This window comes from Micromonospora sp. S4605 (assembly GCF_003176715.1).
Classification (GTDB): domain Bacteria; phylum Actinomycetota; class Actinomycetes; order Mycobacteriales; family Micromonosporaceae; genus Micromonospora; species Micromonospora echinaurantiaca.
Genome location: NZ_QGSW01000083.1, coordinates 1 through 18,569 on the forward strand (window position 1 = coordinate 1; position 18,569 = coordinate 18,569).

20 protein-coding genes are annotated in these 18,569 nt (G+C 74.8%); 11 read left to right on the top strand and 9 right to left on the bottom strand.

The genetic code is table 11. From position 1 onward, the window contains the following. Nucleotides 1-63 precede the first annotated feature (63 nt). A complete protein-coding gene (locus tag DLJ47_RS05080) occupies nucleotides 64-636 on the bottom strand; it encodes a PH domain-containing protein (protein WP_109898949.1) in 573 nt (190 codons plus the stop codon). Between the two features lie 22 nt (nucleotides 637-658). Further along, nucleotides 659-901 carry a hypothetical protein gene (locus DLJ47_RS05085; RefSeq protein WP_109898933.1) on the bottom strand — a complete coding sequence of 81 codons (243 nt, stop codon included), beginning with the start codon at nucleotides 899-901 and terminating at the stop codon, nucleotides 659-661. 235 nt (nucleotides 902-1,136) lie between these two features. Here DLJ47_RS05085 and DLJ47_RS05090 point away from each other — a divergent pair, with 235 nt between their 5' ends. From DLJ47_RS05090 to DLJ47_RS05100, 3 genes are read left to right on the top strand one after another with little or no spacing between them, the layout of a single operon-like run. Then, nucleotides 1,137-2,243, top strand: a complete 1,107-nt coding sequence (locus DLJ47_RS05090) for an AAA family ATPase (RefSeq protein WP_109898934.1) — start codon at nucleotides 1,137-1,139, stop codon at nucleotides 2,241-2,243. Further along, nucleotides 2,222-3,226: a DUF58 domain-containing protein gene (locus tag DLJ47_RS05095; RefSeq protein ID WP_109898950.1), complete on the top strand. Its 1,005-nt coding sequence runs from the start codon at nucleotides 2,222-2,224 to the stop codon at nucleotides 3,224-3,226. The genes DLJ47_RS05090 and DLJ47_RS05095 overlap by 22 nt, the downstream gene beginning before the upstream one ends. Then, nucleotides 3,223-4,173, top strand: a complete 951-nt coding sequence (locus DLJ47_RS05100; RefSeq protein ID WP_109898935.1) for a VWA domain-containing protein — start codon at nucleotides 3,223-3,225, stop codon at nucleotides 4,171-4,173. Before DLJ47_RS05095 ends, DLJ47_RS05100 begins: the two co-directional genes overlap by 4 nt. Nucleotides 4,174-4,230: 57 nt before the next feature. Here DLJ47_RS05100 and DLJ47_RS35625 read toward each other — a convergent pair whose 3' ends face one another. From DLJ47_RS35625 to DLJ47_RS05120, 5 genes are all read right to left on the bottom strand, one after another. Then, nucleotides 4,231-4,389, bottom strand: coding sequence for a hypothetical protein (locus DLJ47_RS35625; RefSeq protein ID WP_157748069.1), 159 nt, complete (start codon nucleotides 4,387-4,389; stop codon nucleotides 4,231-4,233). Nucleotides 4,390-4,673: 284 nt separating this feature from the next. Then, nucleotides 4,674-5,795, bottom strand: coding sequence for an acyltransferase family protein (locus DLJ47_RS05105; protein ID WP_109898936.1), 1,122 nt, complete (start codon nucleotides 5,793-5,795; stop codon nucleotides 4,674-4,676). Beyond that, nucleotides 5,792-6,700 carry an alpha/beta hydrolase gene (locus DLJ47_RS05110; protein ID WP_109898937.1) on the bottom strand — a complete coding sequence of 303 codons (909 nt, stop codon included), beginning with the start codon at nucleotides 6,698-6,700 and terminating at the stop codon, nucleotides 5,792-5,794. The genes DLJ47_RS05105 and DLJ47_RS05110 overlap by 4 nt, the downstream gene beginning before the upstream one ends. A gap of 100 nt (nucleotides 6,701-6,800) precedes the next feature. Beyond that, nucleotides 6,801-7,463, bottom strand: a complete 663-nt coding sequence (locus DLJ47_RS05115) for a response regulator (protein WP_109898938.1) — start codon at nucleotides 7,461-7,463, stop codon at nucleotides 6,801-6,803. Further along, on the bottom strand, nucleotides 7,460-8,689 hold the full coding sequence (locus tag DLJ47_RS05120; RefSeq protein ID WP_109898939.1) for a sensor histidine kinase: 1,230 nt from the start codon (nucleotides 8,687-8,689) through the stop codon (nucleotides 7,460-7,462). The genes DLJ47_RS05115 and DLJ47_RS05120 overlap by 4 nt, the downstream gene beginning before the upstream one ends. A 151-nt stretch (nucleotides 8,690-8,840) precedes the next feature. Here DLJ47_RS05120 and fabG point away from each other — a divergent pair, with 151 nt between their 5' ends. The 4 genes from fabG (at nucleotide 8,841) to DLJ47_RS05140 (ending at nucleotide 12,325) form a co-directional block, all read left to right on the top strand. Continuing rightward, complete coding sequence (gene fabG / locus DLJ47_RS05125; protein WP_109898940.1) at nucleotides 8,841-9,545, top strand: beta-ketoacyl-ACP reductase; 705 nt, start codon at nucleotides 8,841-8,843, stop codon at nucleotides 9,543-9,545. A gap of 37 nt (nucleotides 9,546-9,582) precedes the next feature. Then, entirely contained in the window at nucleotides 9,583-10,350 is a 768-nt protein-coding gene (gene fabI / locus DLJ47_RS05130) for an enoyl-ACP reductase FabI (protein ID WP_109898941.1), read from the top strand. A gap of 117 nt (nucleotides 10,351-10,467) precedes the next feature. Further along, a complete protein-coding gene (locus DLJ47_RS05135; RefSeq protein WP_109898942.1) occupies nucleotides 10,468-11,502 on the top strand; it encodes a ferrochelatase in 1,035 nt (344 codons plus the stop codon). A 43-nt stretch (nucleotides 11,503-11,545) separates the two neighbouring features. Then, the gene (locus DLJ47_RS05140) at nucleotides 11,546-12,325 is read left to right on the top strand and encodes an HAD-IIA family hydrolase (RefSeq protein ID WP_109898943.1); all 780 of its coding nucleotides are present in this window, start codon (nucleotides 11,546-11,548) and stop codon (nucleotides 12,323-12,325) included. Between the two features lie 55 nt (nucleotides 12,326-12,380). On the opposite strand, the gene DLJ47_RS05145 is transcribed toward DLJ47_RS05140, so the two are convergent. Next, nucleotides 12,381-13,175, bottom strand: coding sequence for a hypothetical protein (locus tag DLJ47_RS05145; protein ID WP_109898944.1), 795 nt, complete (start codon nucleotides 13,173-13,175; stop codon nucleotides 12,381-12,383). Nucleotides 13,176-13,378: 203 nt separating this feature from the next. Between DLJ47_RS05145 and DLJ47_RS05150 the strand changes: the two genes are divergently transcribed. Beyond that, the gene (locus DLJ47_RS05150) at nucleotides 13,379-14,191 is read left to right on the top strand and encodes a DUF3097 domain-containing protein (RefSeq protein ID WP_109898945.1); all 813 of its coding nucleotides are present in this window, start codon (nucleotides 13,379-13,381) and stop codon (nucleotides 14,189-14,191) included. A 356-nt stretch (nucleotides 14,192-14,547) separates the two neighbouring features. On the opposite strand, the gene DLJ47_RS05155 is transcribed toward DLJ47_RS05150, so the two are convergent. Beyond that, nucleotides 14,548-15,867, bottom strand: a complete 1,320-nt coding sequence (locus DLJ47_RS05155; protein WP_233257665.1) for a serine hydrolase domain-containing protein — start codon at nucleotides 15,865-15,867, stop codon at nucleotides 14,548-14,550. Nucleotides 15,868-15,961: 94 nt separating this feature from the next. Between DLJ47_RS05155 and DLJ47_RS05160 the strand changes: the two genes are divergently transcribed. The 3 genes from DLJ47_RS05160 to DLJ47_RS05170 all read left to right on the top strand — a co-directional run. Next, nucleotides 15,962-16,435, top strand: coding sequence for an NfeD family protein (locus DLJ47_RS05160; RefSeq protein ID WP_109898946.1), 474 nt, complete (start codon nucleotides 15,962-15,964; stop codon nucleotides 16,433-16,435). 4 nt (nucleotides 16,436-16,439) lie between these two features. Further along, a complete protein-coding gene (locus tag DLJ47_RS05165) occupies nucleotides 16,440-17,546 on the top strand; it encodes an SPFH domain-containing protein (protein ID WP_109898947.1) in 1,107 nt (368 codons plus the stop codon). A 262-nt stretch (nucleotides 17,547-17,808) separates the two neighbouring features. Then, the coding region (locus DLJ47_RS05170; RefSeq protein ID WP_109898948.1) for a hypothetical protein at nucleotides 17,809-18,569 on the top strand (761 nt) is incomplete at its 3' end.

The window sequence follows — 18,569 nt, forward strand, 5'->3', positions numbered from 1 at the left end:
GCTCGGCGCCGTACCGCGGCCGGGCCGGGCCGGGCTGGTCCGGGCCGCCGCCGACCGGGTCGCTCACAGGCCCTCCGCCCGGTCCTCGCCGAGCGCGGTGAGCCGGTCACGCAGCCGCGACGCCTCGGCCGGACGCAGCCCCGGCACCCGGGCGTCGCTCGCCGCCGCGGCGGTGTGCAGCTGCACGGTGGCCAGGTCGAACGCCCGCTCCAGCGGACCGGCGCTGACGTCGACGAACTGCATCCGGGAGTACGGGACGATCGACAGCCGCCGGACCAGCAGCCCGTGCCGGACCAGCAGGTCGTCCTCCCGCTCGGCGTAACCCCAGGCCCGTACCGCCCGGACGATGGCCACCACGCGCAACGCGGTGAGCAGCAGCACCGCGCCGAGCGCCGCGCCGAACAGCCAGTGGCCGCTGAGTGCCCAGCCGATGCCGAGCCCGAGCAGGACCACCCCGACGATCGTGGCCAGCCGGAGCAGCTCCACCCAGATCAGGTCCGTCGAGATGGGCTGCCAGCGGACGGTGGCCGGCCAGGGTTCGAGGGGACCGGCCGCCGGGCCGGGCGGTGCGGTCGGGCCGCCCGGTGCTGCGGTGGGCTCGGCCGGCGCCGGGCCGTTCGGCTCGTCACCGCTCACCGGGGACATCCGTCGTGCGCGCTCACACGTCGAGCGTAGGCGATCCGGACACCGGTACGACCTCCCGCAGGAAGCCCCGGGCGTCGAGAAAGTCGCCGAGGGTGGCCCGGTGCTCGGCGCAGGCCAGCCAGGTCTTGCGCCGCTCGGCGTCGTGCAGTCGGGGATTGCGCCACCGCAGGGCCCACCGCGCCGGTGCCCGGCACCCGCGCGCCGAGCAGATCAGCGCCGGGTCGGCGGTGTCGCCAGACGGGGAGGGGGTGCTCATCCCGGCCAGTCTAGGCGGGACGGAAGATTGAGCGCCGGGCGGCCACGGGGGGAGCCGCCCGGCGACGGGGTGAATCGTACACGCGCCGGGGCGGTCCCGGTAAGCCCGTGATCGCCGATTCGACGTGCGGGGACGGCGCGGCGAAAATCGCCTTCTCCCCACCTCGGCTCTCAGCCGGGCATGCGAGTCTTGATACGCACCACCCCGCGACGACCGACCATGCTGTGGAGGACCGGTGGCCCAGCCGACCACGCCCGACGTCCCGACCCCGAACGGGGCGGGCCCGGAGACCACCGCGCCGGCGACCACGCCGGCCGAGGACGCGACCCTGCTCGAGCGGGCGTTGTTCGAGATCAAACGGGTGATCGTCGGGCAGGACCGGATGGTGGAGCGGATGTTCGTGGCGCTGCTCGCCCGCGGCCACTGCCTGCTGGAGGGGGTGCCCGGCGTGGCCAAGACGCTCGCCGTGGAGACGCTCGCCAAGGTGGTCGGCGGCTCCTTCGCCCGGGTGCAGTTCACCCCCGACCTGGTGCCGGCCGACATCATGGGCACCCGCATCTACCGGCAGTCGAGCGAGAAGTTCGACGTCGAGCTGGGGCCGGTCTTCGTGAACTTCCTGCTCGCCGACGAGATCAACCGGGCGCCGGCCAAGGTGCAGTCGGCGCTGCTGGAGGTGATGAGCGAGCGGCAGGTCTCCATCGGCGGCGAGTCGCACCGGGTGCCGGACCCGTTCCTGGTGATGGCCACGCAGAACCCGATCGAGCAGGAGGGCGTCTACCCGCTGCCCGAGGCGCAGCGGGACCGCTTCCTCATGAAGATCGTGGTCGGCTACCCGACCGACGCGGAGGAGCGGGAGATCGTCTACCGGATGGGCGTCGCCGCACCGGAACCGACCCCGGTGTTCACCACCCCGGATCTGATCGCCCTGCAACGCAAGGCCGACCAGGTCTTCGTGCACAACGCCCTGGTCGACTACGCGGTCCGGCTGGTGCTGGCCACCCGGAGCCCGGCCGAGCACGGCATGCCGGACGTGGCCCAGCTCATCCAGTACGGCGCCAGCCCGCGCGCCTCGCTCGGCCTGGTCCGGGCCACCCGGGCGCTGGCCCTGCTGCGCGGGCGGGACTACGCGCTGCCGCAGGACGTGCAGGACATCGCGCCGGACATCCTGCGCCACCGGCTGGTGCTCAGCTACGACGCGCTCGCCGACGACGTGCCGGCCGACCACGTGGTGCACCGGGTGCTGTCCACCATCCCGCTGCCCTCGGTCGCGCCCCGGCAGCAGGCCACGCCGGCGCCGGCGGTCGCCCCGCCGGGTGCCGGCTGGCCCGGGCAGCGGCCGTGACCTCACCCACCCGTCGACCCCTCGGCGCCCCCGCCGACCGCAGCGAGGCCGTGCTGTCCCGGCTCCAACTGCTGGTCACCCGCAAGCTCGACGGCCTGCTCCAGGGCGACTACGCCGGACTGCTGCCCGGGCCCGGCAGCGAGGCGGGGGAGTCCCGCGAGTACCGCCCCGGTGACGACGTACGCCGGATGGACTGGCCGGTCACCGCGCGGACGACGACGCCGCACGTGCGGCGCACGGTGGCCGACCGGGAGCTGGAGACCTGGCTGGCGGTGGACCTGTCGGCGAGCCTGGACTTCGGCACCGGGCAGTGGCTCAAGCGCGACGTGGTGGTGGCCGCCGCGGCGGCGATCGCCCACCTCACCGTGCGCGGCGGCAACCGGATCGGCGCGGTGATCGGCAGCGGCGGCGGTGCCGCGGTGCCGACCGGCCGGTGGCGGGCAGCTGCGCCGGTCGCCGGTCCCGGGGTCTACACCCGGCTGCCCGCCCGGTCGGGGCGCAAGGAGGCGCAGGGCCTGCTGCGGGCGATCGCCGGCACCGAGATCCGCCCGGGGCGCGGTGACCTGGGCCGGCTGGTCGACATGTTGAACCGGCCGCCCCGGCGGCGGGGCGTCGCGGTGGTGGTCTCCGACTTCCTCGCGCCGCCGGCGCAGTGGGTCCGGCCGCTGCGCAAGCTGCGGGTCCGGCACGACGTGCTGGCCGTCGAGGTGGTCGACCCGCGGGAGCTGGAGCTGCCCGACGTCGGGGTGCTGCCGGTGGTCGACCCGGAGACCGGCGAGCTGCACGAGGTGCAGACCGCCGACCCGGCGCTGCGGCACCGTTACGCGGCGGCGGCGACCGCCCAGCGCGCGGAGATCTCCGCCGCGCTGCGCTCCGCCGGCGCCGCCCACCTGCGACTGCGTACGGACCGAGACTGGCTGCTGGACATGGTGCGCTTCGTGGCCGCGCAGCGGCACGCCCGCACCCGGGGGACGACACGATGATCCGTTTTCTGCAACCGTGGTGGCTGCTGGCCGTGCTGCCGGTGCTCGCGCTGGCCGCGTTCTACGTCTGGCGGCAGCTGCACCGCCGGGCGTACGCCGTCCGGTTCACCAACGTCGACCTGCTGCGCACCCTCGCCCCGAAGGGGCTGGGCTGGCGGCGGCACGTGCCGGCCACCGCGTTCCTGCTCTGCCTGCTGGTGCTGGCCACCGCGCTGGCCCGGCCGGCGGTGGACACCAAGCAGCCGCTGGAACGGGCGACGGTCATGCTCGCCATCGACGTGTCGCTGTCCATGCAGGCCGACGACGTGGCGCCGAACCGGCTGGAGGCGGCCCAGGAGGCGGCCAAGCAGTTCGTCGGCGAGCTGCCCGAGACCTACAACCTGGGGCTGGTCTCCTTCGCCAAGGCGGCCAACGTGCTGGTCCCGCCGACCAAGGACCGGGAGGCGGTGACCAGCGCGATCGACGGGCTGGTGCTGGCCGAGGCGACAGCGACCGGGGAGGCCGTCTTCACCTGCCTGGAGGCGATCCGCTCGGTGCCCGCCGACGGTGCCGCCGGGATCCCGCCGGCGCGCATCGTGCTGCTCTCCGACGGTTTCCGCACCTCGGGCCGGTCGGTGGAGGAGGCGGCGGCCGCGGCGCAGGCGGCCAACGTGCCGGTCTCCACCATCGCCTTCGGCACCGACGCCGGTCAGGTGGACATCGGCGGTCAGCTCCAGCGGGTGCCGGTGGACCGGCTGGCCCTGGCCGAGCTGGCGGAGACCACCGAGGGCTACTTCTACGAGGCGGCCTCGGTGAGCGAACTGAAGCAGGTCTACCAGGACATGGGCAGCTCGATCGGGTTCCGTACCCAGCCCCGGGAGATCACCCAGTGGTACGCCGGGATCGCCCTGCTGCTCGCCCTCTGCGCGGGGGCGCTCAGCCTGCTCTGGTCCTCCCGGATGCTGTGACCGGCGGCGCGCCCGCCCGTCGTGGCCGGGGCGCGCCGACCGGCCGGCCGGCGCGGGTCAGTGACCCGCGCCGGCCAGTACGAAGACGACGGCGACCCAGACGGCGGCGAGGGTGAAGCCCAGCGGGGCGAGGTAGCGGCTCATGGTCAGCTCCGGGTGGCGGCTGGACGGCCCGGCGGGCGGGGGCGCGGACCGTGCGGGTGGATCAGGACGCACACACGAAGTCGTGACCGGGCGGCTCCCGGAGCGCCGGCCCGGTGGGCGGCGCGGCACGGCCGCCCCGGCGGGTGGCCGGAGAGCGGGCGGTGCGGGAGCGGGATCGGGTCAGCTCACCTGCTGAGTCGTGGCTCAGCGGAGCGGACGTTCGGCCCGGCCACGACTGGGAGGATCGCTATCTCGCACAGCGATCACCTCCTGCGGTCGGCGGGGCCCGGAACGCGGGCCGCACAACGGCCCGCAAACGCGGATCATCGTACACCCGCCGATGCGGGCCCCCGCACTCAGCCGACCGGGCGCGCGACGCCGTCCATCGGTGGGTGTCCGGCCGGCCGGGCGGACGCCGCGCGGCCGGACGCCCGGCCGCGGACCAGCACCAGCAGCACGGCGGCCAGCACCGGCAACCAGCAGAGCCGGGCCACCAGCCAGCCGGGGCCGTCCGGCGCGGTGTGCAGCCCGGGCAGGGCGGCTCCGGCGCGGGCGGCCAGCACCGTGACCCCGACCAGCACCGGCTGGTGCCAGAGGTAGACCCGCACCGCGTGCCGGTTGACCGCGCCCACCGCCCACCCGGCCAACGGCCGCCGGGTCAGCCGGGCCAGCGTCGGCCGGACCGCCAGACCCACCCCGACCTGGGTCACCGCCAGCGCCACCGCGAACAGCGACGGCGGGTGCAGGTTGGACACCGCCGCGCCGGGCACCCCCACCGCGCTGACCGGGTAGCCGAGCGCGATCAGGCCGGCCAGCCCGGCGGCCCCGGCGCCGGCCAGCCCCAGCGCGACCCGCCGGCCGGTGAGCCGGCCGTCGGCGTGCGCCAGCCCCAGCAGGTAGGGCACCGCCCAGGCGGCCAGCACGGCGACCGGCAGCCGCCCGGGAACGGCGGGGTGCAGCCGGCCGGCCAGGTCGGCCACGGCCACCACGGCCACCGCCGGGGCGGCGCAGCGCAGCGCACCCCACCGGCGTACGGCGGCGCGCAGCGGCGCGGTCAGCGCCACCAGGACGAGCAGCGGCAGCAGGAACCACAGTGGACTGACCGCCAGCGTCAGCGCCACCGACAGCGTGCCGTCCGGGGTGCCCAGCACGGTGGCGGCCAGCAGCACCGCCGCACCGATGCCCAGCAGCGCCACGGCGGGCAGCACCAACCGGCGCAGCCGGCGGGCGAGCCAGGCGCGTCCGCTGGGCTGCCGCGCGGCCGAGCGGGCCGAGGCGTACCCGGCGGCGAAGAAGAACAGGCCCAGCGTCTGCAACAGCCAACTGGCCGGCGCCAGGGACGGCATCGCGGTCAGCGGGCTGGCCTGGGTCAGCGTGCCGTCCGGGGCGAGCACCAGGCCGGTGACCAGCCAATGCCCGAGCACCACCCCGCCCACCGCGTACGCCCGCAGCGCGTCGACCGCGCCGTCCCGGCTCACCGGGCCGCTCCGCCCGCCGTCGCGGCGTCGACGGTGCCGGTGAGCACCACCGACGCGACCGCGTCGAGGGTGGCCGCGTCCGGGCTCAGGTACCGGTCGTGCCCGCTCACCCCGGTGACCGGCAGCGGCCGGGCGCCGAAGGCCGGGTCGGCCGGCCGGATCCCGTGCCCCAGCCCGGGCAGACGCAGCGGGGGCACCCGGCGGATCCAGTCCGTCTCCGCCTCCGCCGCCCAGACCCGTACCCGGCCGAGCAGATCCGCCCGGTCGGTGCCGGCGCCGATTCCGCCGAGCGTCACCACGTCGGTCACCTGTGCCGGCGCCCGTCTCGCGGCCAGCCCGACCACCAGCGCGCCGTAGCTGTGCCCGACCAGGGTGACCCGGGCGCGCGGCCGGCGCGCGCCCAGCTCGGCGAGCAGGTCGGACAGGGCGGCGGCGCCCCGCCGGGCGGCGGTCGTCCCGGCCGCCGTGAGTACCCCGTCGGGCGGGTCGTAGCCGAGCCAGGCGAGCACGGCGACCCGGGCGCCGGGGTCGGCCGACCGCAGCGCCGCGCGCAGCTCGGCGGCCTGCACCGCCGGCGCGCGCCGGGCCACCCCGCCCAGCCCTCGGTCGAAGTCGCGCAGCGTGCTCCCCACTCCGGGCACCAGCACCGCTATCCGGTCCGCGCCGGCCAGGTCGCCGAGCACCTCGACGGCCAGCCCGTCGCCGCGCGGGTCGAAGGCCAGGAACCGTCGGCCGCGCTGCGCCCAGTCGGCGTACGGCGGCCCGGCGGCCCGCATCGCCGCCGCCGTGTCCGGGTACCGCTCGACGAACCCGGCCGCGGCCACCGGGGCCGGCCGGTCCGGCAGCACCACCCCGGCGCCGAGCAGCGCGGCCACCGCCGCCCGCAGCACACCTTTGCACCGCATCACCGTGCTCCCTCCGTGTCGGTCACGGTGGGCAGCGTGCGGTGTCGGGCACCGCCGGCGCGTCACCCCGGGGAGCCGTCCTCGACCCGGTACCGGGGAGCTACTCCCCGGCGGCCACCAGACCCGCCTCGTACGCCAGCACCACGGCCTGCGCGCGGTCGCGCAGGCCCAGCTTGGCCAGGATCCGGCCGACGTGGGTCTTCACGGTCTGCTCGGCGACCACCAGGTCGGCGGCGATCTCGGTGTTCGACCGACCGCGGGCGATCAGCCGCAGCACCTCGGTCTCCCGCGGGGTCAACGCGGCCAGTTCGGTGGGGCGCGGGCGCCGCCGCTCGGGCCGGGCCGCGAACTCGGCGATCAGCCGTCGGGTGACCGCCGGGGCGAGCAGCGCGTCGCCGCCGGCCACCACCCGGACCGCGTGCACCAGGTCGGCGGCCGGGGCGTCCTTGAGCAGGAAGCCGCTGGCCCCGGCGCGCAGCGCCTCGTAGACGTAGTCGTCCAGGTCGAAGGTGGTCAGGATGAGCACCCGGGGACGGTCGGCGGGGCGGTCGCCGAGCAGCTTGCGGGTGGCCGCCAGGCCGTCCAGCACCGGCATCCGCACGTCCATCAGCACCACGTCGGGGTCGAGCCGGCGGGCCGCCTCGACCGCCTGCGCCCCGTCGGCGGCGTCGCCCACCACCAGCAGGTCCGGCTGGGCGGCCAGCAGCGCGCCGAAGCCCTGCCGGACCATCGCCTGGTCGTCGACGATCAGCACCCGGATCATCCCATCCCGTCCTCCCCGTCGCAGGGCAGCACCGCGAGCACGGCGTACCCGCCGTCGTCGGTCGGCCCGGCGGTGAACGTACCGCCCAGCGACACGGCGCGTTCCCGCATCCCGGTCAGCCCGTGCCCGGGTCGGCCGCCGCCCGCGGTGGTCGGGCCGTCGCCGCGGTCGTTGGCCACCCGGACCTGCAACGCGCCGGCCGCGCCCCGGATCGTCGCCCGCACCTCGGTGCCGGCCGCGTGCCGGGCGGCGTTGGCCAGCGCCTCCTGCACGATCCGGTACGCGGCCAGCCCGACCGGCGCCGGCGGTTCGGCGGGCACGTCGACCTCCAGGGTCACCGTCATGCCGGCCCGCCGGGCGGCCTCGACCAGCGCCGGAACGTCCGGCAGCCCGGGCTGGGGCGCGGTCTCCGGATCCGCCGACTCGCTGCGCAGCACGCCGAGCAGCCGGCGCATGTCGGTCAGCGCTTCCCGGGCGGCGCCGGCGATGGCGGTGAACTCGGCCTGCGCGGGTTCCGGCACGGCGTCGAGCCGGTACGGGGCGGTCTCCGCCCGCACCGCGATCAGCGACATGTGGTGGGCGACCACGTCGTGCAGTTCCCGGGCGATCCGGGTGCGCTCCTCCAGCACCGCCCGCCGCGCCTTCTCCAGTTCGCTCAGCTCGGCCTGCTCGGCCAGTGCCCGCCTGGTGCGGACGTTGCGCCCCACCAGGTCGCCGACGATGAGCAGCATCAGGAACAGCAGGCTGACGCCGACCTGGTTGTTCGGCGAGACGAAGATCCAGACCGGGAGGAGGCTGAACAGCCCGACCCAGGCCAGCACGGCCCTGTCGACCCGGGCGGCCACGACGATCAGCACCGCGAAGATGATCAGGATCTGGGTGGGGCTCCACGGCCAGTCGTCGGTCGGGCGCCGGTTGAACGTGCCGAACAACTGCCCGAGGAACATGATCCGCCAGGCCAGCAGCGGCCGGGCCAGCAGGAGCGGCAGCGGTGCGACGGTGAGGACCGCGATCAGCCATGCGGTGGCGACGGGCAACTTCCGCGAGTCGAGCAGGTACTGCGCGGTGATCAGGCTCAGCGCGAGCAGCACCAGCAGCCCAACGGTCGGAGCGAACGCGGCTGCCCGGGGCCAGCGTCGCAGTGGTAGCCGGACCGCCGGGTAGTCCGGCCCGGCGAAGGTGCGGCGCAGGGCCGCCAGGGCATCCCGCAGGCGACGGAGATCCACCCTCCGCAGGGTAGTTGGGCGCGCCGGCCGGGTCGTGCTTCCGCAGGGTGATCCCGTGGGTCGTACCAGGGTATGACGTCGGGCGGGTTAGTGATTACCGTGCGGTAACGCCTAGTCTCCAAGCCGCACGATCTTCGGAGAGGAACCCACCGTGGCTCGAACAGTGCTGGTTACCGGAGGTAACCGGGGGATCGGCCTGGCCATCGCGCAGGCCTTCGCCAAGCAGGGCGACCGGGTGGCGGTGACCCACCGCAGCGGCGAGCCGCCGGAAGGGCTGTTCGGGGTCCGGTGCGACGTCACCGACGCCGACTCGGTCGACGCCGCCTTCACCGCCATCGAGGCCGAGCTCGGGCCGGTCGAGGTGCTGGTCAACAACGCCGGCATCACCGACGACACGCTGCTGCTGCGGATGTCCGAGGAGCAGTTCACCGGCGTGCTGGACACCAACCTGACCGGCGCCTACCGGTGCGCCAAGCGCGCCTCGGGCAAGATGCTGCGGGCCAAGTGGGGCCGCATGATCTTCATCTCCTCGGTGGTCGGCCTCTCCGGCGGCGCCGGGCAGGTCAACTACGCCGCCAGCAAGGCCGGCCTGGTCGGGGTGGCCCGCTCGATCACCCGCGAGCTGGGCAGCCGCAACATCACCGCGAACGTGGTGGCGCCCGGCTTCATCGACACGGACATGACCGCCGTGCTGACCGAGGAGCGCCGGGCGGAGATCCGCAAGTCGATCCCGGCGGGCCGGATGGCCAGCCCGGACGAGGTCGCCGCGGTGGTCACCTGGCTGGCCGGGGACAGCGCCGGGTACGTCTCCGGCGCGGTGATCCCGGTCGACGGTGGCCTGGGCATGGGTCACTGAGCACCGGTCACTCGAGAAAGTACGGAGGAACTCCTGTATGTCCGGACTGCTGGCCGGTAAGCGGCTGCTCGTCACCGGCGTGATCACCGACGCCTCGATCGCCTTCTCGGTGGCGAAGCTCGCCCAGGAGAACGGCGCGCAGGTCGTGCTCACCGGCTTCGGCCGGCTCTCCCTGGTGGAGCGGATCGCCAAGCGGCTGCCCGAGCCGGCCCCGGTGATCGAACTGGACGTCACCAACGCCGAGCACCTCGCCGGGCTCGCCGACAAGGTGCGCGAGCACGTCGACGGCCTGGACGGGGTGGTGCACTCGATCGGGTTCGCCCCGCAGAGCTGCCTCGGCGGCGGCTTCCTCGACGCCCCGTGGGAGGACGTGGCCACCGCGCTGCAGGTCTCCACGTACTCGTACAAGTCCCTCGCGATGGCGGCGCTGCCGCTGATGTCCCCCGGCAGCGCGGTGGTCGGCCTGACCTTCGACGCCACCAAGGCGTGGCCGGTCTACGACTGGATGGGCGTGGCCAAGGCCGGGCTGGAGTCCGCCTCCCGCTACCTGGCCCTGCACCTGGGCAAGCAGGGCATCCGGAGCAACCTGGTCGCCGCCGGGCCGCTGCGCACCATGGCCGCGAAGTCGATCCCCGGCTTCGAGCAGTTCGAGGACGCCTGGGCCGAGCGTGCCCCGCTGGGCTGGAACCTCACCGACCAGGAGCCGACCGCCCGGGCCTGCCTGGCGCTGCTCTCCGACTGGTTCCCGGCCACCACCGGCGAGATCGTGCACGTCGACGGCGGTTACCACGCCATCGGCGCCTGAGCCGCGCCGACCGGCGCCCCGGGCACCCCGGGGCGCCGGCCGCCGCCGGGGTCGCCCGGCTCACGCATTCCGGGGGCGTCACCGACCCGGCGCGGGCCGCGGGGAAGAATGGGCCCCATGGCGTACGACGCGGTGGTGCTGGTGTCCTTCGGCGGCCCGGAACGGCCGGAGGACGTGATGCCGTTCCTGCAGAACGTCACCCGGGGCCGGGGCGTGCCGCCGGAGCGGCTGGCCGAGGTCGCCGAGCACTACCAGCATTTCGGCGGGGTCTCCCCGATCAACCAGCAGAGCCGGGACCTGCTCGCCGCGATCCGGGCCGACTTCGCCGCCCACGGCCTCGACCTGCCGGTCTACTGGGGCAACCGCAACTGGCACCCGATGCTCGCGGACACCGTCACCCAGATGCGCGACGACGGGGTGACCCGGGCGCTCGCCTTCGTCACCAGCGCGTTCGGCGGCTACTCGTCCTGCCGGCAGTACCAGGACGACATCGCCGCGGCCCGCGCCGCGGTCGGCCCGGACGCCCCGCTGATCGACAAGTTGCGCCAGTTCTGGGACCACCCCGGGTTCGTCGAGCCGCACGTGGACGCCGTCCGGTCGGCCCTGGCCCAGCTCGACCCGGCCAGCCGGGCCGGCACCCGGCTGGTCTTCACCGCCCACTCCGTGCCGACCTCGATGGCCGCCAACGCCGGCCCGCACGGCGGCCGGTACGAGGCGCAGCTGCACGAGGTGGCCCGGCTGGTCCACGCGGCGGCCGCCCCGGACCTGCCCTGGGACCTGGTCTGGCAGAGCCGCTCCGGCCCGCCGCAGGTGCCGTGGCTGGAGCCGGACGTCAACGACCACCTGGCCGCGCTGGCCGCCGCCGGCGACACCACCGCCGTGGTGGTCAGCCCGATCGGCTTCGTCTCCGACCACCTCGAGGTGGTGTGGGACCTGGACACCGAGGCGCGCCAGACGGCCAAGCAGCACGGCCTGGACTTCGTCCGGGCCGGCACCCCCGGCACCGATCCGCGGTTCGTGGCGATGGTGCGCGAGCTGGTCCTGGAGCGGATCGAGCCGGACGGAGTCACCCGGCGCCGCCGCCTCGGCGAGCTGCCGATGTGGGACACCTGCCCGACGGTGTGCTGCGTGCCCACCCGCCGCCCCTCCTGACCTCCGGCGGACGATCCGCCCCGACGACCCCTGGGACGACACCATGCATGAGCGCAGGACCGTGGAGAGCTGGCTGACCGACATGGACGGCGTGCTCGTGCACGAGGGGCAGCCGGTGCCCGGCGCGCCGGAGTTCGTCAAGAAGCTCCGCGCGTCCGGCAAGCCGTTCCTGGTGCTGACCAACAACTCCATCTACACCCCGCGGGACCTGCGGGCCCGGCTCGGCCGGATGGGGCTCGACGTGCCGGAGGAGGCGATCTGGTCGTCCGCGCTGGCCACCGCGCAGTTCCTGGCCGACCAGCGGCCGGGCGGCACCGCGTACGTGATCGGGGAGGCCGGGCTGACCACGGCGCTGCACGCGGTCGGCTACGTGCTGTCCGACTTCGCGCCGGACTACGTGGTGCTGGGCGAGACCCGCACCTACAGTTTCGAGGCGATCACCAAGGCGATCCGGCTGATCAACGACGGGGCGCGGTTCATCTGCACCAACCCGGACGCCACCGGCCCGTCGGTGGAGGGGGCGCTGCCGGCCGCCGGCTCGGTCGCCGCGATGATCTCCAAGGCGACCGGGGTGGAGCCGTACTTCGTCGGCAAGCCGAACCCGATGATGATGCGCTCGGCGCTGAACACCATCGACGCGCACTCCGAGTCGACAGCGATGATCGGCGACCGGATGGACACCGACATCCTCTGCGGCCTGGAGGCCGGGCTGGAGACCATCCTGGTGCTGACCGGGATCAGCACCCGCGCGGAGGCGGAGCGCTACCCGTACCGGCCGTCGCGGATCGTCGACTCCGTCGCCGACCTGCTCGACGAGGTCTGACCGGCGGCCGTCAGCGTCCGCGCCGGCCGCGTCTCGGCCATCGGCGTGCGTCCCGTCAGGGGCGCAGCGGGGCGTTGCAGGCGGCGACCAGCGCCTGCCGGCAGGCCGCGGTGAGCGGGCGCAGCGCGGCGTCGCGCTGCTGGGCCTCGTAGTTGTTGATCGCCCCGCCCGGCGCGGCGTGCCCAGCCAGGGCGAGCACCCGGTCCAGCACGGCGGCCCGGGCGAAGAGCCGGCGGGCCCGCGGGTCGAACCCGGGCGGCAGGTCGGTGGTGCCGTCCGGCCGGCGCAGCGCCTCCAGCGCCCCGGCCAGCTCGGGCCGCCACTGCGCCACGTCGAGCCGGGTCAGCGCCGCGGTGGTCTCGGCCAGCGCCGCGGCCAGTTCCGCCTCGGCCTCGGCCGCCCCGGGCAGCGCCAGCGAGGCCGCCGGCGCGTCCGCCGGCAGCGGATAGACCCGCCACAGCACCGTCTCGAAGGTGTCGCCGGAGCCGGAGGTGTGCGTGCGTACCTCGGGGATCAGCCCGAGGCCCCCGGCCACCACCGCCTCACCGGCGAGCAGCGCCGCGCCGGCGAAGTCGCCCGGCCCGGGCAGCCCGCGCGGGTCGCCCGGCGCGGGCAGCACCAGCCGGATCTCGTCCGGCGAGAGCTTGGCCAGGGTGGGCAGCGCGTCGCGCAGCGACACGTCCCGCCAGGTGCCGGGCGCGTCCGCGACGAGGTGCTCCTCGGCTCCGGCGATCGCGTCGGCGACCTCGTCGAAGGGGACCAGCCCGGCGCGCCACGCGCGCACCCAGGCGACGAACCGGCTCGACCGGCGCGGCGCGAGTGTGGCCGCACCCGCTGCGGGGGTGGACATGCCGAAAAGGGTACGTGGTCCCCGCCGCCCCTGTCTCGACTGCCGCTCCGACCGTTCCTTCTGCCGTCGATCATGGCATTGTGGTGGGCGGATCGTCGATTTCCGCCGGGTTTGCCGGCCGCCCCGGACCGCATGTTCGACCTGCCCGCCGACCGTCGGCGTGTCGGGTGCGGGGGTGCGGGCAGCCGGTTAGCTTGATCGGCATGGCTGGGCGGTATGCGGACGACGTGCTGGCGGGGGACTGGCGGCGGCGGAAGGTCACCCCCGAGGTGGACGCGGAACCGGACCTCGTGGTCGAGGACGCCGAATCCGGGTTCTGCGGCGCGGTGGTCGGCTTCGAGTCCGGTGCGGTGGTGCTGGAGGACCGGCACGGGCGCCGGCGCAACTTCCCGCTGCTGCCGGCCGCGTTCCTGCTCGACGGCCAGCCGGTGACGCTGCGCCGCCCGGCCCGCGCCCCGGTCCCGGCCGCCCGCCGCCGCACCGCCTCCGGCTCGATCGCGGTCGACGGGGTACGCGCCCAGGTCGCCAAGGCCAGCCGGATCTGGGTGGAGGGCATCCACGACGCCGCCCTGGTGGAGCGGATCTGGGGCGACGACCTGCGGATCGAGGGCGTGGTGGTGGAGCCGCTGGACGGCATCGACGCGCTCGACGTCGAGGTGCGCGCGTTCGCCCCCGGCCCCGGCCGGCGGCTCGGCGTGCTGGTCGACCACCTGGTGCCCGGCTCCAAGGAGAGCCGGATCGTCGCCCAGGTGACGTCCCCGCACGTGCTGGTCACCGGGCACCCGTACGTCGACGTGTGGCAGGCGGTCAAGCCGAAGGCGCTGGGCATCCCGGCGTGGCCGGTGGTACCACCGGGGCGGCCGTGGAAGGAGGGCGTCTGCGCGGCCCTCGGGGTGGCCGAGCCGGCGGACATGTGGCGGCACATCCTGTCCCGGGTCGACAGCTTCGCCGACGTGGAGACGCCGCTGATCAACGCGATGGAACGCCTCATCGACTTCGTCACCGAGCCGGCCTGACCGGGGCGCGCGGGTCGGGTGGTTGCGCGCTCAGGGCCGGGGCGCCGTCTCGGCTCCTTGGCCTGGGGGTTGGTTGCGCTCGAGGCCGGGGGCCGCCGTGCCCGGCTCCGGGCGGTCAGGCTTGATCCCTCCGCCGGGCACGGCGGCCCCCGGCCCGTCGGGTGTCCTCCCTGCCCCGTGCGTTGCGGTGCGCGCCACTCGTCCCTGCCCGTGCGTTGCGGTGCGCGCCACTGTTCAAGATCGTGCTCGATCCTGGATGTAGTGGCCTCGCTGCGTTGCTGCGAGGGCACTACATCCAGGATGTTGCGTGATCTTGGCCGCCGCCGCCGTGGTGGTGCTGGGTTCGGGGACGCGGGTCAGGGTTCCTGGTCGGGGGTTCGGGTGAAGAGGAAGGTGGCGATGTCGAGGGCTGCCACCTGGCCGGTGTCGTCGCGGAGCACGGCGAGGAGCTCGCCGTTCTCCGGGCCGGAACGACCGCGCCAGCGGTCCGTCCCCTCCGGGGCGAACCGGCTCACCCGCTCGCCGCGTACGTGGGCCACCAGCTCGCCGGCGGCGGCGTCCCAGGTCAGGTCGAGGGTGACCCCCATCCACCACCACCGGCCGGTCACCTCGGCCACCCCGGCCGGCGGGGCCGCGGCGGTCGGCTGCCAGGGCCGCGCCAACGCCGGCTCGGCGTCCAGCACGGCGGTGAGCGCCCGCTGCCCGAGCGAGCCGATCCCGCCGCTGCGGAAGCCGTACGAGTTGGCGAAGCCGACCACGGCGGTGCGGGACGGGCGGTGCACCGCCAGGGCGGCCACGTAGCCGGGCATCGAGCCGCCGTGCCCCACGTACACCCGCTCGCCCTCCCGGTACAGCTCCAGGCCCAGGCCGTGCCCGCCGCTCCACGAGTCGAGGTCGCTGATCACCACCGGCGCGCACATCTCGGTCAGCGTCTCCGCGGCCAGCACCCGCGGGTCGGGGTCGGCCAGGAAGGCGGCCCACCGGGCCAGGTCCTCGACGGTGGACCAGAGCTGCCCGGCCGGGGCCATCGCCCGGGTGTCGGTACGCGGCTCCTCCCGCAGCGTGTCGTGCCACGGGTGCACCACGTAGCCACGGGCGAACGGCTCGGTCGCCGCGTACGTGGTGCGGCGCATGCCGAGCGGCTCCAGGATCCGCTGCCGCAGCAGGTCGGCCCAGGGGGTGCCGGTGATCCGCTCCAGCACCCCGCCGAGCAGCCCGTACGCCAGGTTGGAGTAGTGGTACCAGCGGTGCGGCGGGTAGGCGATCTTGTCGGCGGTGACGCCGCGCAGCAGGGTGGCCAGGTCGACGCCCTCGGCGCGCTCCCACCACGGCCCGTCGGGCTCGCGCTGCAGGCCGCTGGCGTGCCCGAGCAGTTGGCGCAGGGTGAGCGAGCCGACCGCGGTGCCGGGCAGGTGCTCCGCCAGCGGGTCGTCCAGCCGCAGCCGCCCGGCGTCGCGCTCCTGCAGCACCAGGGTGGCGGTCATCGTCTTGCTGATCGAGCCGATCCGGTACTGCAGGTCCGCGTCCGGGCGGGGGTGCTCGCCCGCGGTGGCGAGGTGGGCCAGCGCACCGTCGCGTACCACCCCGATCACCAGCGACGGCGTACGGCCGGCGGACTGCGCCGCGGCGACCAGTTCGTCGATCTTCCGGGCGGTCTCCGGCAGCAGCAGGGCCACGGCGTCTCCTCGGTCGGCCGGCGGTGCGGGTGCCGTCGAGCTTACTGATCATGGCGAAGAGGTCGCGCGTGCATTTCCGTGTCACGATCTAAGGGTGGACGCCGTGCTGTGGATCGTGCTGGGTGTGGTATTGGCCGTCGCTGAGGTCTTCACGACGACGCTCTTCCTGATCATGTTCGCGGCCGGTGCCTTCGCCGCGGCGGGTGCGGCGGCGCTGGGGGCGCCGGTCGGGGTGCAGGCGATCGTCTTCGCCGGGGTGTCGGCGCTGACCGTGCTGGCCGTCCGGCCGACCCTGCGCCGGCACCAGCGCTCCGCGCTGGCCAGTGGCGAGCAGCCGTTCGGAGTCGAGGCGATCGAGGGCAGCAGCGCGCTGGTGCTGGAGCGGGTCGACGCCGACAGCGGCCTCGTCAAGATCGACGGTGAGTTGTGGAGTGCCCGCTCGTACGACGCGGGTCAGGTCTTCGACCCGGGTGAACGGGTGCAGGTGATCCAGGTCCGGGGTGTGACCGCCCTGGTCTGGCGGGACGACGTTTCTTCTTCCGGCGAGCTACCCGAAGCGAAAAGGTGAGTACATGGAACTCGTGTTCCCGGTCCTGCTGATAGCCGTGGCGCTGATCGCGGTGGTCACCCTGGCCAAGGCGGTGCGGATCGTGCCGCAGCAGCGCCAGGACGTGGTGGAGCGACTGGGCAAGTACAAGCGCACGCTGAACCCGGGGCTCAACCTCCTGGTGCCGTTCATCGACGCGGTGCGTACCAAGGTGGACATGCGCGAGCAGGTGGTCAGCTTCCCGCCCCAGCCGGTGATCACCTCCGACAACCTGGTGGTCTCGATCGACACGGTCCTCTACTTCAAGGTGGTCGACTCGGTCCGGGCCACGTACGAGATCTCGAACTTCCTCCAGGCGATCGAGCAGCTCACCGTCACCACGCTGCGCAACGTGATCGGTTCGCTCGACCTGGAGCGCGCGCTGACCAGCCGGGAGGAGATCAACCGGCACCTGTCGGGCGTGCTCGACGAGACCACCGGCCGGTGGGGCATCAAGGTCACCCGGGTGGAGATCAAGGCGATCGAGCCGCCGCCGAGCATCCGCGACTCGATGGAGAAGCAGATGCGCGCCGAGCGGGACCGCCGTGCCGCCATCCTCAACGCCGAGGGTCACAAGCAGTCGCAGATCCTCACCGCCGAGGGTGAGAAGCAGGCCGCGGTGCTGCGCGCCGACGGTGACCGGCAGGCCCGGATCCTCCAGGCCGAGGGCCAGGCCAAGGCGATCCGGACCGTCTTCGACGCCATCCACCAGGCCAACCCGAGCCAGAAGGTGCTCGCCTACCAGTACCTCCAGGCCCTGCCGCAGATCGCCAACGGCAGCGCGAACAAGGTCTGGATCGTGCCGGCGGAGCTGACCAAGGCCCTGGAGGGGATGGGCGGCGCGCTCGGCGGGCTGAGCCGGATGGTCGGCGACGAGCCGGCGCCGGAGGCCGCCGACGGGGCGAGCGAGGTCGAGCGCGAGGCGGCCGAGGCCGCGCAGGCGGCGGCCGCCGCGGCCCAGCAGATCCACGACGAGGTACGGGTCGCCGAGGCGCAGGCCACCGGCGGCAAGCCGCAGGGGCTGCCGGCGCCCGAGCCGGTCTCCCCGGCGAGCCTGCTCAACGACACGGCCGACCAGCGCGAGCGCGGCTGACCGGTACGGCGACCCGGGTCGCCAGGGGTGTTCCTCCGCGGAGCACGCCTGGCGGCCCGTTCCCGTTTCGGGACATCCGGCACGCCCGGCCCGATCGTGGCGCGTTTCGCCTGGTGGTGGCCGCCGGGCGGCCCGGGGAATAACGCGAAAGCCCCTCATGCCCGCCCCGACCGCTGCCACCATCGGTGCGAGGACGGGCGGTGACCAGGCAGCGGACACCGGGGGGCGTCCCGCGCCGCTCGTCGGATGTGCGAGGTGACGCATGAAGGATCCGGCGAAGCGGGTGTGGTCCACGGACCCGGTCCCCGGGGCGCACGACCCCACCGGGCCGCTCGGCAGCCGGCGTACCGGCGGGGGATTCGGGGTGCTGCCCTTCGTGGGCGACCCGGGACCGGCCGGCCCCGCCACCAACGCCAGCTGGGCCTGGTCGGTGCGCCGCTTCGCCCGGGCGGCGGTGTGGCTGCTGCCCGCGTACGCCGTGCTCTACGGCGTGGTGGCGATGGCCAGCGACGGCGGGGTGGGCAACGACCCGTACCCGGCCGACGGCCGCCCGCTGTACCTGCTCGGCTGGGTGGGCGCGGTCTGGCTCGGGCTGCTCGCCCTGCTCGCGCTGACCGGGCTGCTGGCCGCGACCCGCAGCCGCCGGGTGGCCGCCGCCGGGTTGCTGGTCAGCATCGCCGGCACGGTGCTCATGCTGCCCTTCGCCGGCCTGGCGGAGCAGACCCCGGTCTTCGGCACCACCGCCCAGACCCTGGTGCTGGTCGGCGCGACCTGCTACAGCGTGGGCTGGGCCCTTACCGGCTGGTCGGTGGCCCGCTCGGGGATGTTCAGCATGGGCGACGGGGTGATGTTGATGATCGCGGCGCCGCTGCTCGGTCTCGGCGGCGCCCTGCTCGGCTCGTTGCAGACCTTCGGGGCGATCTTCGTGTTGATCGCCGGCATCGGCATCGGTTACCGCTCCGGCCGGCTGATCCCCAGCGAGATCATGCGCGACGCGGCCAACGCCAGCCTCGCCACCCCGGC